Annotated in this window: 13 protein-coding genes and 2 pseudogenes; 6 read left to right on the forward strand and 9 right to left on the reverse strand. The window is 69.0% G+C overall.

Annotated features, from left to right (window positions below; translation table 11 throughout):
- Positions 1-95: 95 nt before the first annotated feature.
- The 5 genes from dapA to AC3WRR_RS19695 all read right to left on the reverse strand — a co-directional run bounded on the left by dapA (position 96) and on the right by AC3WRR_RS19695 (position 3,999).
- Positions 96-980: a 4-hydroxy-tetrahydrodipicolinate synthase gene (dapA, locus tag AC3WRR_RS19675; protein ID WP_010808980.1), complete on the reverse strand. Its 885-nt coding sequence runs from the start codon at positions 978-980 to the stop codon at positions 96-98.
- A 137-nt stretch (positions 981-1,117) separates the two neighbouring features.
- On the reverse strand, positions 1,118-1,696 hold the full coding sequence (locus AC3WRR_RS19680) for a class I SAM-dependent methyltransferase (RefSeq protein ID WP_011614930.1): 579 nt from the start codon (positions 1,694-1,696) through the stop codon (positions 1,118-1,120).
- A 16-nt stretch (positions 1,697-1,712) separates the two neighbouring features.
- Entirely contained in the window at positions 1,713-2,378 is a 666-nt protein-coding gene (locus tag AC3WRR_RS19685; RefSeq protein WP_010808982.1) for a site-2 protease family protein, read from the reverse strand.
- A 79-nt stretch (positions 2,379-2,457) separates the two neighbouring features.
- A complete protein-coding gene (locus AC3WRR_RS19690; protein ID WP_010808983.1) occupies positions 2,458-3,081 on the reverse strand; it encodes an L-threonylcarbamoyladenylate synthase in 624 nt (207 codons plus the stop codon).
- Positions 3,082-3,153: 72 nt separating this feature from the next.
- The gene (locus AC3WRR_RS19695; protein WP_492297896.1) at positions 3,154-3,999 is read right to left on the reverse strand and encodes a 3',5'-nucleoside bisphosphate phosphatase; all 846 of its coding nucleotides are present in this window, start codon (positions 3,997-3,999) and stop codon (positions 3,154-3,156) included.
- 170 nt (positions 4,000-4,169) lie between these two features.
- On the opposite strand from AC3WRR_RS19695, the gene AC3WRR_RS19700 reads away from it, so the two are divergent.
- A complete protein-coding gene (locus AC3WRR_RS19700; protein ID WP_010808985.1) occupies positions 4,170-5,255 on the forward strand; it encodes an NAD(P)/FAD-dependent oxidoreductase in 1,086 nt (361 codons plus the stop codon).
- A 16-nt stretch (positions 5,256-5,271) separates the two neighbouring features.
- Here the strand turns inward: AC3WRR_RS19700 and AC3WRR_RS19705 are convergent, their stop codons facing one another.
- Positions 5,272-6,171: an alpha/beta fold hydrolase gene (locus AC3WRR_RS19705; RefSeq protein ID WP_058696906.1), complete on the reverse strand. Its 900-nt coding sequence runs from the start codon at positions 6,169-6,171 to the stop codon at positions 5,272-5,274.
- A gap of 169 nt (positions 6,172-6,340) precedes the next feature.
- Here AC3WRR_RS19705 and AC3WRR_RS19710 point away from each other — a divergent pair, with 169 nt between their 5' ends.
- The gene (locus AC3WRR_RS19710) at positions 6,341-8,071 is read left to right on the forward strand and encodes an acetate--CoA ligase (RefSeq protein WP_011614927.1); all 1,731 of its coding nucleotides are present in this window, start codon (positions 6,341-6,343) and stop codon (positions 8,069-8,071) included.
- Here AC3WRR_RS19710 and AC3WRR_RS19715 read toward each other — a convergent pair.
- Positions 8,068-8,955: a LysR family transcriptional regulator gene (locus AC3WRR_RS19715; RefSeq protein WP_011614926.1), complete on the reverse strand. Its 888-nt coding sequence runs from the start codon at positions 8,953-8,955 to the stop codon at positions 8,068-8,070. The genes AC3WRR_RS19710 and AC3WRR_RS19715 overlap by 4 nt on opposite strands.
- A 113-nt stretch (positions 8,956-9,068) precedes the next feature.
- Here AC3WRR_RS19715 and AC3WRR_RS19720 point away from each other — a divergent pair, with 113 nt between their 5' ends.
- Positions 9,069-10,271 (forward strand): serine hydrolase domain-containing protein, encoded by a 1,203-nt coding sequence (locus AC3WRR_RS19720; protein WP_439671509.1) that lies wholly within the window; start codon positions 9,069-9,071, stop codon positions 10,269-10,271.
- A gap of 39 nt (positions 10,272-10,310) precedes the next feature.
- Positions 10,311-11,516 (forward strand): MFS transporter, encoded by a 1,206-nt coding sequence (locus tag AC3WRR_RS19725; protein WP_439671508.1) that lies wholly within the window; start codon positions 10,311-10,313, stop codon positions 11,514-11,516.
- A 17-nt stretch (positions 11,517-11,533) separates the two neighbouring features.
- Here the strand turns inward: AC3WRR_RS19725 and AC3WRR_RS19730 are convergent, their stop codons facing one another.
- Positions 11,534-12,415: a ferritin-like domain-containing protein gene (locus AC3WRR_RS19730; protein ID WP_492297899.1), complete on the reverse strand. Its 882-nt coding sequence runs from the start codon at positions 12,413-12,415 to the stop codon at positions 11,534-11,536.
- A 137-nt stretch (positions 12,416-12,552) separates the two neighbouring features.
- Here AC3WRR_RS19730 and AC3WRR_RS19735 point away from each other — a divergent pair, with 137 nt between their 5' ends.
- On the forward strand, positions 12,553-13,077 hold the full coding sequence (locus AC3WRR_RS19735; RefSeq protein WP_010808992.1) for a gamma carbonic anhydrase family protein: 525 nt from the start codon (positions 12,553-12,555) through the stop codon (positions 13,075-13,077).
- A 39-nt stretch (positions 13,078-13,116) separates the two neighbouring features.
- Positions 13,117-14,094: pseudogene (gene hslO / locus AC3WRR_RS19740) on the forward strand (Hsp33 family molecular chaperone HslO); the annotation flags it as partial.
- Here the strand turns inward: hslO and AC3WRR_RS19745 are convergent.
- Positions 14,082-14,283: pseudogene (locus AC3WRR_RS19745) on the reverse strand (septum formation initiator family protein); the annotation flags it as partial. The pseudogenes hslO and AC3WRR_RS19745 sit on opposite strands and share 13 nt — an antisense overlap.
- Positions 14,284-14,401 lie beyond the last annotated feature (118 nt).

Here is a 14,401-nt window from a genome sequence, read left to right on the forward strand (position 1 = left end):
GCGCGGCGGACTTGCGTCGCGCCGCGGCGGTTAAGCTTCAGTTTCATTGACACGCAATCCTAGTAGGTGGTGCGACAGCAGGACGCCGCGAAAGATCAGGCCAGCAGGCCGGCGGCGGCCAGTGCCTTGCGTACATAGTCGTGGTTGGCCTCGGACAGAGGGGTCAGCGGCAGGCGGATACCGCCTTCCATCCTGCCCATCTGCTGGAGCGCCCACTTGACCGGGATCGGGTTGGCCTCGATGAACATGGCCTTGTTCAGCCCGATCAGCTCCATGTGCAGGCGGCGCGCGGTGACGACGTCGCCCTTGAGCGCCGCGACGCACATCTCGTGCATCTTGCGCGGTGCCACGTTGGCGGTGACCGAGATATTACCGTGGCCGCCCAGCAGGATCAGCGCAACCGCGGTGGGGTCATCGCCGCTGTAGATGGCAAAGCCTTCCGGCGCGTCCTTGATCAGCTGCGCGGCGCGGTCGATATTGCCCGTCGCTTCCTTGACGCCGACGATGCCCGGCACCTGCGCCAGGCGCAGGATGGTCTCGTTGTTCATGTCCGCGACCGTACGGCCCGGCACGTTGTACAGCAGCACCGGCAGCTCCACCGCTTCGGCGATGGTGCGGAAATGCCGGTACATGCCTTCCTGGGTCGGCTTGTTGTAGTACGGCACGACCTGCAGCGACGCATCGGCGCCCACCTTCTTGGCGAAGGCGGTCAGCTCGATGGCCTCCTTGGTGGAGTTGCCGCCGGTGCCCGCGATGATCGGGATGCGCTTGCCGGCCTGTTCCACGGCAACGCGGATCAGTTCGCAGTGCTCCTCGACGGAAACCGTCGGGGACTCGCCGGTGGTGCCCACGATCACGATGCCGTCGGTGCCTTCGGCCACGTGCCAGTCGACCAGTGCGCGCAGGGCCGGGAAGTCCAGGCTGCCGTCTTCATGCATCGGGGTAACGATGGCGACAATGCTGCCGGTAATCTGTGTCATAACGTTAAGGAATTCGGGATGCGAATAAGGGGATTGTACCGGAACCGCAGGCCGCCTCGACCGCCGCCCGGACAGGGGTTGATACCAACTGTTTCAACGTGTGCAGCGGCATTCTCGCCGACAGCGCCGTGCCTGGCTCAGGCGTCGAGCCGGTAGCGTGCCGGCGCGGGCGCATCGGCGCCGCCAGCCGCCTCGCGCACCGCACATATCCGCTGCACGAAGGCTGTTTTCGGCACTTCGACCAGGCCATCCTCATAGGCGACTACGCGCAGGCCATGCTGTCGCGCCACTTCGAGCAATTCGCCCGGCCGCAGCAGGAAATCCGGCCGCGACGGCTTGCCGACGGTTTCATTGCCCGCGGCAAAGGTTTCATAAATCCACATGCCGCCGGGCGCCAGTGCCGCCGCCAGGTGCGGCCACAGCGGCCGGTGCAGGTAGTTGGTGACGACGATGGCGTCGAACGGCGCCTCGCCGGCCAGCGGCCAGGCGCCCTGCTCCAGGTCGGCCACCCGGCCGGTCACGCCGGCCGGCAGGCCGGCGATGGCCTCGCCGTCGCGGTCGACGGCCAGCACCGTGTAGCCGCGTGCCGCCAGCCAGGCGGCATGGCGGCCGCTGCCGCAGGCCAGGTCCAGCACCCGCGCGCCGGGGCGCAGCAGGCGGGCCCAGCGGGCAACCCAGGGGGATGGCGCCGAAAGCCCGGCATGCGATAGCGTCATGGCGTTCCCCTGCACGTCAATGCAGCAGCATCACGATCGGGCGCAGCATCAGCTCGATCAGCGACATCAGCACATTGACCACCGGCGTCATCCAGATCGTGGTGATCACGCCCGCGGCCACCAGCGCCAGCACCACGAAGATGCCGTACGGCTCGATGCGCGACACCGCGCGGGCAATGCCCTGCGGCAGCAGCGCGGTCAGCACGCGGCCGCCGTCCAGCGGCGGCACCGGGAACAGGTTGAAGGCTGCCACCACCAGGTTGACGCGCACGCCCGCCAGCGCCATCTCGCCGAAAAACGGCTCGCGCACGCCGCCCCAGGTCAGGCCGATGGCCAGCAGCACCCAGACGAAGGCCTGCACCACATTGCTGGCCGGCCCGGCCAGCGCCACCCACATGCCGTGCCAGCGCGGGTTGCGCAGGCGCTCGAACGCCACCGGCACCGGCTTGGCATAGCCGAACACGAACTGGCCGCTGGTCATGATGTAGAGCAGCAGCGGCACCGCGATGGTGCCGATCGGATCGATATGGCGGATCGGGTTCAGGCTGACGCGCCCGAGCGCATAGGCCGTGTCGTCGCCGAAAAGCTTGGCCACGTAGCCATGCGAGGCCTCATGCAGCGTGATGGCGAACAGCACCGGCAGGGCATAGACCGCGAAGGTCTGGATAAGGGAGGAATCCATGGCCCCTATTGTAACGGCCCGGCGCCGCCCAGGCGCACGCTCGTGCACCCGCCAGGCGGGGTGGCAGCGCCCGGGGAAGTCAGAGCCCGAAGCGCCCGACGTCGCCGCGGCCCGCGCGGATCAGCTCGGGCTCGCCGCCGGTCAGGTCGATCACCGTGGTCGGCTGCGCCGGCGCCGGGCCGCCGCACACCACCAGATCAAGCTGCTTCTCCAGCCGCGCGCGGATTTCCGCCGGGTCGTTGAGCGGCTCTTCGTCGCCCGGCATCTGCAGCGTGGCCGAGATCAGTGGCTCGCCGGTCTCGCCCAGCAGCGCCAGCGGAATCGCGTGTTCAGGCACGCGCACGCCGATGGTCTTGCGCGCCGGGTGCGACAGCCGCCGCGGCACCTCCTTGGTCGCCTCCAGGATGAACACGTACGGGCCCGGCGTGGCGCCCTTGAGCCAGCGGTACTGCCGGTTGTCGACGCGCGCAAAGTTGCCGAGCTCGGACAGGTCGCGGCACATCAGCGTCAGGTGGTGGCGGTCATCGATGCCGCGCAGCCGGCGCAGGCGCTCGACGGCGGCCTTGTCGTCGAGCCGGCAGGCCAGCGCATAGCTGGAATCGGTCGGCAGCGCAATCAGGCCGCCCTTCTGCAGGATCTGGGCGGCCTGCTTGACCAGGCGCGACTGCGGATTGAGCGGATGGATCTCGAAGTACTGTGACATGGACCAGGGTGGCGGATTCGGACAGATCGGAGCGGAATCTGGGGGGGTACCCCGGCCAGGCCGGGCTTGCACCTACCAGTCGTGCCAGACCGGCGTCACCGTCGACGGCAGCGGCGGCAGCTTGCCCAGCTCAACGCGCCCTTCGCCAGGGCCGTGGAAGTCCGAGCCACGCGAGGCCAGCAGCCCGTAGTGGCGGGCCACCGCGGCATAGTGGCGGTACTGGTCGGGCGTGTGGCTGCCAGTCACGACCTCGACGGCGCCACCGCCCAGGGCGGTGAATTCATCGAACAGCGCGTCGTGCTGGGTATCGGTGTAATTGTAGCGGCCCGGGTGCGCCATCACGGCGATGCCGCCGGCGGCGCGGATCCAGCCGACTGCGTCGGCCAGGCTGGCCCAGCGGTGGCCGACATAGCCGGGGCGGCCTTCCGACAGGTACTCGCTGAAGACCTCGCCCACGGTGGCGCAACGGCCCTGGTCGACCAGCCAGCGCGCAAAGTGCGTGCGCGAGATCAGGTCCGGGTTGCCCACGTGCTGCAGCGCCCCTTCATAGGCGCCTGTGATGCCCACTTTTGCCAGCGCGTCGGCAATATCGCGCGCGCGGCGCGCGCGGCCCGAGCGGGTATCGGTCAGGCCGTCGATCAGTTCCGGGCAGTGCGGGTCGATCTGCAGGCCGACGATATGCACGGTCTGCCCGGCCCAGGTCACCGAGATCTCCACGCCCGGCACATAGCGCATGCCGAATTCCTCGGCCGCGGCACGCGCCTCGGCCTGCCCGCCCAGTTCGTCGTGGTCGGTCAGGGCCCAGAACGCGACACCCGCGTCGCGGGCGATTTCCGCGATGGCGCGCGGCGCCAGCGTGCCGTCGGACACGGTGGAATGGCAATGCAGGTCGGCATTGATGGCGTGGGCGTTTTGCATGGGGCCATTCTACTCCCGTCGTCCCCTCCATGCGTGACGCCGGCGCCCCCTGGAAAGCCATGCCAAAGCCCTGCCGGCAACGCTGGCGTGGGCGGAAACGGGCGATGTGCGGGGTATAGTCGGGCCTTGCACCGTCTTTTTGCGGGCACCTGGCGTGCCCGCCATGCCCAATGTCCACCGCTACCCCTCTCGCACCAACCCCCGTCACCACCACCGATGTCCTGATCGTGGGCGCCGGCCCGGTCGGGCTCTTTGCCGCGTTCCAGGCCGGCGTGCTCGGCCTCAGATGCGAGCTGATCGATGTGCTCGACCGGGCCGGCGGCCAGTGCACCGAGCTCTATCCCGAAAAACCGATCTACGACATCCCCGCCGTGCCGGGCTGCCTGGCGCAAGACCTGGTCGACCGGTTGCTGGAGCAATGCGCGCCGTTCGCTTTCCCGATGCACTTCGGCCAGCGCGCGGAGAGCCTGTCCGAAATCCCGCGGCAGCCGGCACCTGACGGGCATGCCGCCCATGAGCGCCTGCTGGTCACCACTGACGGCGGCAAGCGCTTCGATGTCTCTGCGGTGCTGATCTGCGCCGGCGCGGGCGCGTTTGCGCCGCAGCGTGTATCGCTGCCGGAAGCGCCGGCACTGGAAGGCCGCCACGTGCACTACGCCGTGCGTGATGTGTCGCGCTTTGCCGGCAAGCGCGTGGTGGTGGCCGGCGGCGGCGACTCGGCGCTGGACTGGGCGCTCGCGCTGCGCAAGGTGGCCGCGCGCGTGACTCTGCTGCACCGGCGCGAAGGCTTCCGCGCGGCCGACGGCACCGTCGCGGAAATGCGCGAGGCAGTGGCGGCCGGCGAGATGGATTTCGTGGTCGGCATGCTCGGCGCCCTGCGCACCGAAGGCCAGGACGGCCCGCTGACCGAGGTCGAGGTGCGCACCCGCGACGGCAGCACGGTGCTGCCCGCCGATGAACTGGTGGCGCTGTACGGCCTGGTGTCCGAGCCGGGCCCGATCGCGCAGTGGGACATGGACATGCGCGCCGGCCGCATCCTGGTCGACACCACCACTTATGAAAGCTCGCGCCGCGGCATCTTTGCCGCGGGCGATATCGCCTACTACACCAACAAGCAGAAGCTGATCCTGTCAGGCTTCCACGAGGCCGCGCTGGCGTTGCGCCGCGCCTACCACTACGCCTTCCCGGAAAAGGCGCTGGTGCACGTGCACACCAGCAACAATGCCGCGCTGAAGGAAAAGCTGACGCACGCCTGAGCGGCGGCGCCAGCGCTCACACCGCGCTACAGAACGATTCCACCAGCTCCGCCACCGCCGCGGGCTGGTCGTGATGCAGCATGTGGCCGGCATCATCGACCACGGCTTCACGGAAGTCGCGGAAGGCGCGGAAGCGCTCCTTGAATTCGTCGATGGCCTGCTTGTGGGCGATATTGCGCAGCGTTGCAGAATCGCGCGCTTCCACATGCAGCACTGGCGCGCTGACCTGCTCCCAGATCGCCATCACCTCATCGAGCCGGTACAGCATCGGGTTGACCAGCTTGTGCGCCGGATCTCCCAGGATCTCCCAGCGGCCCTCCGCATTGCGGCGCGACCAGTGCGCGGCCAGGAAAGCGGCACGGTCGTCGGGCAAGCGCGGGTTGGTCTTCTGCAGCCGGGCGGCAACGCCGTCCACGCTGTCATACGTCTTCAGCGCCGAGCCGGTGCGCAGTTCGTCGAGCCAGCGCGCATAGCGCTTCGGCGCATGCACCGGCCGCGTCGCCGTCATACCGAAGCCCTCCAGGTCCACCACGCGGCGCACGCGCTGCGGGCGGATGCCGGCATACAGGCAGATCACGTTGGCGCCCATGCTGTGGCCGACCAGGTCGACCTGGCCGTCGGGCTCATAGTGGTCGAGCAAGGCCTCCAGGTCGGCGATATAGTCGGCGAACCAGTACGACTGCGTGCCCGGGTAGCGCGTGGGCCAGTCGCTCTCGCCAAACCCGCGCCAGTCCGGCGCAATCACATGCCAGTCGCCGCGCAGGTGGTCGACCAGGAACTGGAACGACGCGGACACGTCCATCCAGCCATGCAGCATGAACAGCTTGCGCGCGCCGGGCTGGCCCCAGTGGCGCACGTGGTAGCGCAGTCCGCGCAACGTGATAAATTCAGACCGCGAGGTTTCCTTGATTGTCATTGTCTCCACCCTTGCGCGCGGGTCTTCCTGCCGCCGGGCGCGGCGCCACGGGGGCTGGCGAGGGAAGCCCACGCAAAATAGAACGATCGTTCGCTTGCGCGCATTATAGCGGCCGCCGCCATTCCGGGGGCCCCGTGGCCGCGCGAGCCGGACCTACCGGAGACCTTGGATGGCCGCAGCTGCGTTGCCGGCAAGCCGGCGCGACGACTATCGCGCCCTGTATGAATCCTTCCGCTGGGAAATCCCCCCGCATTTCAATATCGCCGAGGCCTGCTGCGGGCGCTGGGCGCGCGACCCGGCCACGATGGACCGCATCGCGGTCTATACCGAGCATGAGGACGGCCGCCGCAACGCGCATACCTTTGCCCATATCCAGGCCGAAGCCAACCGCCTGTCGGCGGCGCTGCGCGCACTGGGCGTGGCGCGCGGCGACCGCGTGGCAATCGTGATGCCGCAGCGGATCGAGACCGTGATCGCGCATATGGCGATCTACCAGCTCGGCGCCATCGCCATGCCGCTGTCGATGCTGTTCGGGCCCGAGGCGCTGGCCTACCGTATCGCACACAGCGAAGCCAATGTGGCGATCGCGGACGAGACTTCCATCGACAATGTGCTGGCCGCGCGCCCGGAATGCCCGACGCTGGCCACCGTGATTGCCGCCGGCGGCGCGCATGGCCGCGGCGACCACGACTGGGACGTGCTGCTGGCCGCGCAGCTGCCGACTTTTGTCGCCGAGCAGACCAAGGCCGACGAGGCCGCGGTGCTGATCTACACCAGCGGCACCACCGGCCCGCCCAAGGGCGCGCTGATCCCGCACCGCGCGCTGATCGGCAACCTGACCGGCTTTGTCTGCTCGCAGAACTGGTATCCGCAGGACGACGACGTGTTCTGGAGCCCGGCCGACTGGGCCTGGACCGGCGGCCTGTGGGATGCGCTGATGCCGGCGCTGTATTTCGGCAAGCCCATCGTCGGCTACCAGGGCCGCTTCTCCGCCGAGCGCGCCTTCGAGCTGCTGGAGCGCTACGCCGTCACCAACACCTTCCTGTTCCCGACCGCGCTCAAGCAGATGATGAAGGCCTGCCCCGAGCCGCGGCAGCGCTACGACATCAGGCTGCGTGCGCTGATGAGCGCCGGCGAGGCCGTGGGCGAGACCGTGTTCGGCTGGTGCCGCGATGCGCTGGGCGTGATCGTCAACGAGATGTTCGGCCAGACCGAGATCAACTACATCGTCGGCAACTGCACCGCGCAGAACGACGACAAGCAGCTGGGCTGGCCGGCACGACCGGGCTCGATGGGGCGTCCCTATCCGGGCCACCGCGTGCAGGTGATCGACGACGAAGGCCAGCCCTGCGCGCCGGGCGAGGACGGCGAGGTCGCGGTATGCGCCACCGACAGCGCCGGGCATCCGGACCCGGTGTTCTTCCTCGGCTACTGGAAGAACGAAGCCGCCACCGCGGGCAAGTACGCCGAGCGCGACGGCCTGCGCTGGTGCCGCACCGGCGACCTGGCGCGCGTCGATGCCGATGGCTACCTGTGGTACCAGGGGCGTGCCGACGATGTGTTCAAGTCCTCGGGCTACCGCATCGGGCCGAGCGAGATCGAGAACTGCCTGCTCAAGCATCCGGCGGTGTCCAACTGCGCCGTGGTGCCCTCGCCCGACCCCGAGCGCGGCGCCGTGGTCAAGGCCTTCGTGGTGCTGACACCGTCGGTGGCGCGCTCGTTCGACGGCGACGCGGCGCTGGTCACGGAGCTGCAGGCGCATGTGCGCGGCCAGCTGGCGCCGTATGAATACCCGAAGGCGATCGAATTCATCGACCAGCTGCCGATGACCACCACCGGCAAGATCCAGCGGCGCGTGCTGCGCTTGCTGGAGGAAGCGCGCGCGGGCAAGCGCGCCTAGGCAGGAAAGACCCGCTCGCAGAGGAAATCGACCAGCGCCCTCACCTTGGGCGAGGGATGCCTGCTCGCCGGCCAGAGCACGTGAAAGGCCTTGGCTGGCCCCACATGGCCAGCCAGTACCTGGCACAGGCTGCCATCGGCGAGCTGCTCGCGGATGGCGAAATCCGGCAGGCAGGCAATGCCCAGGCCGCGCAGCGCAAAACACAGGCGCGTCTCGATGTTGTTGCAGATCATCGATGTCGGCAGCGCCAGCTCGGGCTCGCCCGGCGCGCGCCGCAGCGGCCAGGCCTCGAGCTTGCCGGTGTGCGGGAAACGGTAATGCAGGCAGGCATGGCCGGTCAGGTCGGCAGGCAGCTTCGGCGTGCCACGCTGCGCGAGGTAGTCGGGCGATGCCACCAGCATCGCCTGGAACGCACCCAGCCTTCGTGCCGACAGGCGCGAGTCGGCGGGCTCGCCGGTGCGGACCACCGCATCGAAGCCCTCCTCGATGACATCGACCAGCTGGTCGGTGAAATCCAGATCCAGCTCGATGTCCGGATACGCGCGCATGAAGTCGCCCAGCACGGGCAAGACCAGTGAACTGACCAGCGGCAGGCTCACCCGCAGGCGGCCGCGCGGTGCCGCGGTGGCTTCGGCCAGCTCCAGCTCCGCCGCTTCGATCTCGGCGAGCACGCGGCGGCTGCGCTCCAGGAACAGCGTGCCTTCGGCGGTCAGCGTCACGCTGCGCGTGCTGCGGTGGAACAGCCGTACGCCGAGCCTTTCTTCCAGCCGCGCCACGCTCTTGCCGACGGCGGAGGCCGACACCCCAAGCAAGCGCCCCGCCGCGACAAAACTGCGGGTCTCGGCCACCTGCACAAACACTGCGAAGCCACTGAGGCTGTCCATGATGCCCCCGATTGCGGACACAAAGTTCCGGAGAAAAAGGAACTGTAGCCCACTTTTTCTTTAATGGCCGGGTCCTTATCGTGAGCGGGTCGTTCATTGAACAAGGATTCGCTGTGTCCCTCCCCACGATTGCACCGCCCCCGGGCGTGTCCCCTGCATTCCCCGCGCCCGTGAGTGCGCGCATCGACGCCGTGGTCCGGCAGGCGCTGGAGCAACGGCGACTGGTCGGCGCCGTCGTGCTGGTCAGCCGTGACGGCGAACTGGTCCACCGGCAGGCGGCAGGCCTGGCCGATCGGGAAAGCGGACAGCCGATGCGCATGGATGCGGTCTTCCGGCTGGCTTCGGTAAGCAAGCCGATCGTCTCCGTGGCGGCACTGGTGCTGGTCGCACAAGGCCGGCTCGAGCTTGACCAGGGTATCGACCGCTGGCTGCCTGAATTCCGCCCGCGCCTGGCCGATGGCCGACCGGCACGTATCACGGCGCGGCAACTGCTCAGCCATACCGCGGGGCTGGGCTATCGCTTCTTCGAGTCCGGCGAAGACGGACCCTATGCCCGCGCCGGCGTCTCCGACGGCATGGACGACGCCACCATCAGCCTGGCGGAGAACCTGCGGCGCATCGCCAGCGTGCCCTTGCTGTACGAACCGGGTACCGCGTGGGGCTACTCGCTCGCGACCGACGTGCTGGGCGCGCTGATCGAGCGCGTCCATGGCACGCCGCTGGACACCGCAGTGCGGCAGCTGGTGACCGGCCCGCTGGGCATGGCCGACACCGGCTTCGTGGCACACGACGTGCACCGCGTGCCGACCCCGTACGTGAACGACAGCCCGCACCCGCACCGCCTGCGCGAAGGCGAAACCGTGCCCGTGCTCGAAGGCACGGTTGGCATTCCCTACAGTCCCGCACGCATCTTCAATGCGCGGGCCTTCCCCTCCGGCGGGGCGGGCATGGCGGGCACGGCGCAAGACTTCCTGTGCCTGCTGGAGAGCTTGCGCCAGGGCGGCGGCGCGTTGCTGCCATCCGCCCTGGTCGAGGACATGGCGCTCGACCAGACCGGCGGCCTGGACCTGCCCGATGCGCCGGGAACCGGCTTCGGGCTGGGCTTCTCGGTGCTGCGCGATCCGCGCCGGGCGGGCTCGCCGGAAGCCGCCGGCACCTGGCGCTGGGGCGGGGCCTACGGCCACGCCTGGTTCGTCGACCGCAGCCAGGGGCTGAGCGTGGTGGCGTTCACCAACACGCTGTACGAGGGCATGTCCGGCCGCTTTGTCACCGACCTGCGCGACGCGGTCTACGGTGTCGCCCCCACAGCCGCGTAACCATCCAAGCAACACATCAGTCCTTATCCAGGCGCCAACATGACCACAGCCACCAACACGCTTGCGAACGATGCACAGCCGGACACGCGGCCTGCGCGGCTACCGCTTCCGGCACTGCTTGCGCTTGCTGTCGCAGGCTTCATCACCGTCCTGACCGAGGCCTTGCCGGCGGGGCTGCTGCCGCAGATCGGCGCGGGCCTTGCCATCTCCGAGCCGCTTGCCGGCCAGTTCGTCACCATCTACGCCTTCGGTTCACTGGTGGCCGCCATGCCGCTGACGGCGGCTACGCAAGGGCTGCGGCGGCGGCCGCTGCTGCTGCTTGCCATCGCGGGCTTTGCCGTCGCCAACGCCGTGACGGGCTGGTCCGGCAGCTATGTCCTGACGATGGCGGCGCGCTTCCTTGCGGGGGTCTCGGCCGGACTGCTGTGGGCGCTGCTGGCTGGCTATGCCGCGCGCATGGTTCCCGATCACCTCAAGGGTCGTGCCATTGCTGTCGCGATGGTTGGCATCCCCCTGGCCTTGTCGCTGGGCGTGCCATCCGGGACCTTCCTCGGTGCGTTCATGGGCTGGCGCGCGTGCTTCGGCATCATCAGCGTGCTGACGCTGGGACTGATTGCCTGGGTGCTGGCGAGCGTGCCGGATTTTGCCGGCCAGCCCGCCGGCCAGCGGCTGCCGATCGCGCGCGTGTTCACCGTGCCGGGCGTGCGTCCGGTGCTGTTCGTGACGCTCGCCTTCGTGCTGGCGCACAACATCCTCTACACCTATATCGCGCCGTTCCTGCGAGCCGGCAACGCCGGGGCACGGCTTGACCTGGTCCTGTTCGTGTTCGGCGTGGCCTCGCTCGCCGGCATCTGGATCACCGGCGTGCTGATCGACCAGTGGCTGCGGGCGCTGACGCTGGCCAGCACGCTGCTGTTCGGGCTTGCGGTGCTGGCGCTTGGGGCCGGGGGCGGGCACCCGGCCGTGGTCTATGCCGCGGCCGCGATCTGGGGCCTGGGCTTCGGCGGCGTCTCAACGCTGTTCCAGACGGCGCTGGCGAAGACCGCCGGCAAATCCGCGGACGTGGCCCAGTCGATGCTGGTCACGGCCTGGAATATTGCCATTGCCGGCGGCGGCGTCATCGGCGGGCTGCTGCTCGATGGCTTCGGGATCGGCGCATTCCCGCCCGTGCTGGCTGCGCTGCTCGCCGCAACCTGGCTGGCGGTCTGGTCGGCGCGCAAGTATGGCTTTCCGCCGCGCGGCTGAGGCACTGGGCGGCAGCACTAACCGGCCGATGCCTCCAGCCAGGCCAGTTCCTCTTCATCGAAGCCCGCAGCGCGCCGCGCATCGAGATTGAACGGCCCGCGCAGCTTCGGCGCGCGGTACTGCCCGGCCAGCTGCGCGTAGGTGGCAACGGGCTCCAGGCCGCGCTGCGCGCACAGCCAGCGGTACCAGTGGTTGCCGATGGCGACGTGGCCGACCTCGTCGCGCAGGATGATGTCGATGATGGCCGCGGCGGCGTGGTCGCCTGCGCCGGCCAGCCTGGCGCGCACCGGCGGCGACGCATCGAGCCCGCGCGCCTCCAGCGTGCGCGGCACCAGCGCCATGCGCGCAAGCACGTCGCCGGCGGTCTTGTCGGTCATCTCCCACAGGCTGTTGTGGGCAGGGAAGTCGCCGTAGGCCGCGCCCAGCGTGCCAAGGTGGTCGGCCAGCAGCGAGAAGTGGTACGCCTCTTCATCGGCCACGCGCAGCCAGTCGCGGTAGTAGCCGGGCGGCATGCCGGCGAAGCGCCAGGCCGCGTCCAGTGCCAGGTTGATGGCATTGAACTCGATATGGCACAGCGCATGGATCATCGCCGCGCGCCCGGCCGGGGTATGCAGCGAGCGGCGCCGCTCGACGTCCTGCGGCGCCACCAGCGGCGGCCGCGCGGGGCGGCCGGGGATGGCCTGGCCGGCATCGGCCTGGATCGCCTCGCCGGCGGCAAGCGCCTCGTCCGGCAATGTCGTCACATGGCGGTAAAGTGCCCGCGCCGCCACGGACTTTTCCCGAGGATCCGTCATGCACAACACCGCCAGCGCCTGGTGGCGCGGCGAAAGTGACTGTTCGGGCAAGGCGGCGGCGGGTGTTTTTTCTGGCATGAGCGTAAAATCCGGGTCTGCCGCCATTGTAGGGCCTGGCCGGTGCCCGACTGCCGGGCAAGCCGCGCAGTCGCCGTGGCGCCGCGCGCCCGCACTCCACCCTGGCCCTTTAAAGTCCGGCGGCAACCCCCACTTCAACAAAAGCCTTTCGTGCAGGAGACCCCATGGCGCTTTACCAGCTCGGCGACGTCAAGCCCAATATCGACAGCGATGCCTACGTGGCCCCCGAAGCCACCGTCATCGGCAACGTGACCCTCAAGTCCCGCGCCAGCGCCTGGCCCGGTGTCGTGATCCGCGGCGACAACGAACCGATCGTGGTGGGCGAGGACACCAACATCCAGGAAGGCTCGGTGCTGCATACCGACCCGGGCTGCCCGCTGACCCTGGGCGACAAGGTCTCGATCGGCCACCAGGCCATGCTGCATGGCTGCACCGTAGGCGAAGGCTCGCTCATCGGGATCCAGGCCGTGGTGCTGAACCGCGCCGTGATCGGCAAGGAATGCCTGGTCGGCGCCGGTGCCGTGGTGACCGAGGGCAAGGTCTTCCCGGACCGCTCGCTGATCCTGGGCGCGCCGGCCAAGGTGGTGCGCCAGCTGACCGACGCCGACGTCGCCAACCTGTACCGCAACGCCGAGACCTACGCCACCCGGCAGGCCATGTACAAGCAACAGCTCAAGCGGATCGGCTGACGACCGCGGCGGCACTTACCGAATCATCGACAGATTATTGTGACCGATACCACCACCCCCGACACCCTGCAGAAATTCCTGTTCGACGCGGCTCCCGTGCGCGGCGAGCTGGTGCGCATGGAAGCCACCTGGCAAGAAGTGCTGGGCCGCCACAGCTACCCCGCACCGGTGCGCCGGCTGCTGGGCGAGATGATGGCCGCCGCGGCGCTGCTGTCGGCCAACCTGAAGTTCAACGGGGCGCTGGTGATGCAGCTGCACGGCGACGGCCCGGTGCGCATGCTGGTGGTGGAATGCCTGTCCGACCTGTCGATGCGCGCCACCGCCAAGCTGGCCGAGGACGCGCACATCGCCGATGACGCCACGCTGGCGCAGATGGTCAACGCCCACGGCCACGGCCGCTTTGCCATCACGCTGGACCCGAAGGACAAGCTGCCGGGCCAGCAGGCGTACCAGGGCATCGTGCCGCTGGCCGACGCGCACGGCCCGCTGGCCTCGATCAGCGCCGTGCTGGAGCACTACATGCAGGCGTCCGAGCAGCTCGACACGCGCCTGTGGCTGGCGGCGGACGACCACGTCGCCGCCGGCATGCTGCTGCAGAAGCTGCCGGCCTACGGCGGCACCGCGGAAGTCGGCGAGACCGGCGCGCCGCTGGCCAGCCATGCCCGCGCGCAGGACCTGGACACCTGGGACCGCGCCGTGCAGCTGGGCGCCACGCTCAAGGCCGACGAACTGCTGGCCGAGACCCCCGACACCCTGCTGCGCCGCCTGTTCTGGGAAGACCTGCAGGCCGCCGGCCTGCGCGTGTTTGAGCCGCTGACGCCGCATTTCCATTGCTCCTGCTCGCGCCCCAAGGTGGCCGGCATGCTGCAGTCGCTGGGCCAGGAAGAGATCGAAGGCATCATCGCCGAGCGCGGCCAGGTCGAGATCCACTGCGACTTCTGCGGCCTGCGCTATGAGTTTGATCCGGTCGACTGCGCCCAGCTGTTCTCGGCCACCCATATCGCCACCGGCGCCGGTGCCGTCCTGCAGGTCGGCGACTTCCCCTTCCAGCTTGGCGTTGCGCAGCTTGAGCGTCTGGTTGCGGGTGCCCTGCTCGGTCAGTTGCCGGTTCAGGTCCCACACGCGCAGCCAGCCGCCCTTGCCCAGCCAGAGCGGGTACTGGATGGCAAGCAGCAGCACAAACAACAGCAGCGAGATCAGGCGCATGAAAGATGGCGGACAGGAAATTCCGCACAATGATCTGCGAACTCAGCCCGGAAGGCAATTGCCAGGCAGATTTCGATACAAAAACGGCGGCGGCCAGGGAATCCCGGCCGCCGCCATT

It is taken from the genome of Cupriavidus sp. FW305-3-2-15-C-LB2 (genome assembly GCF_058787575.1).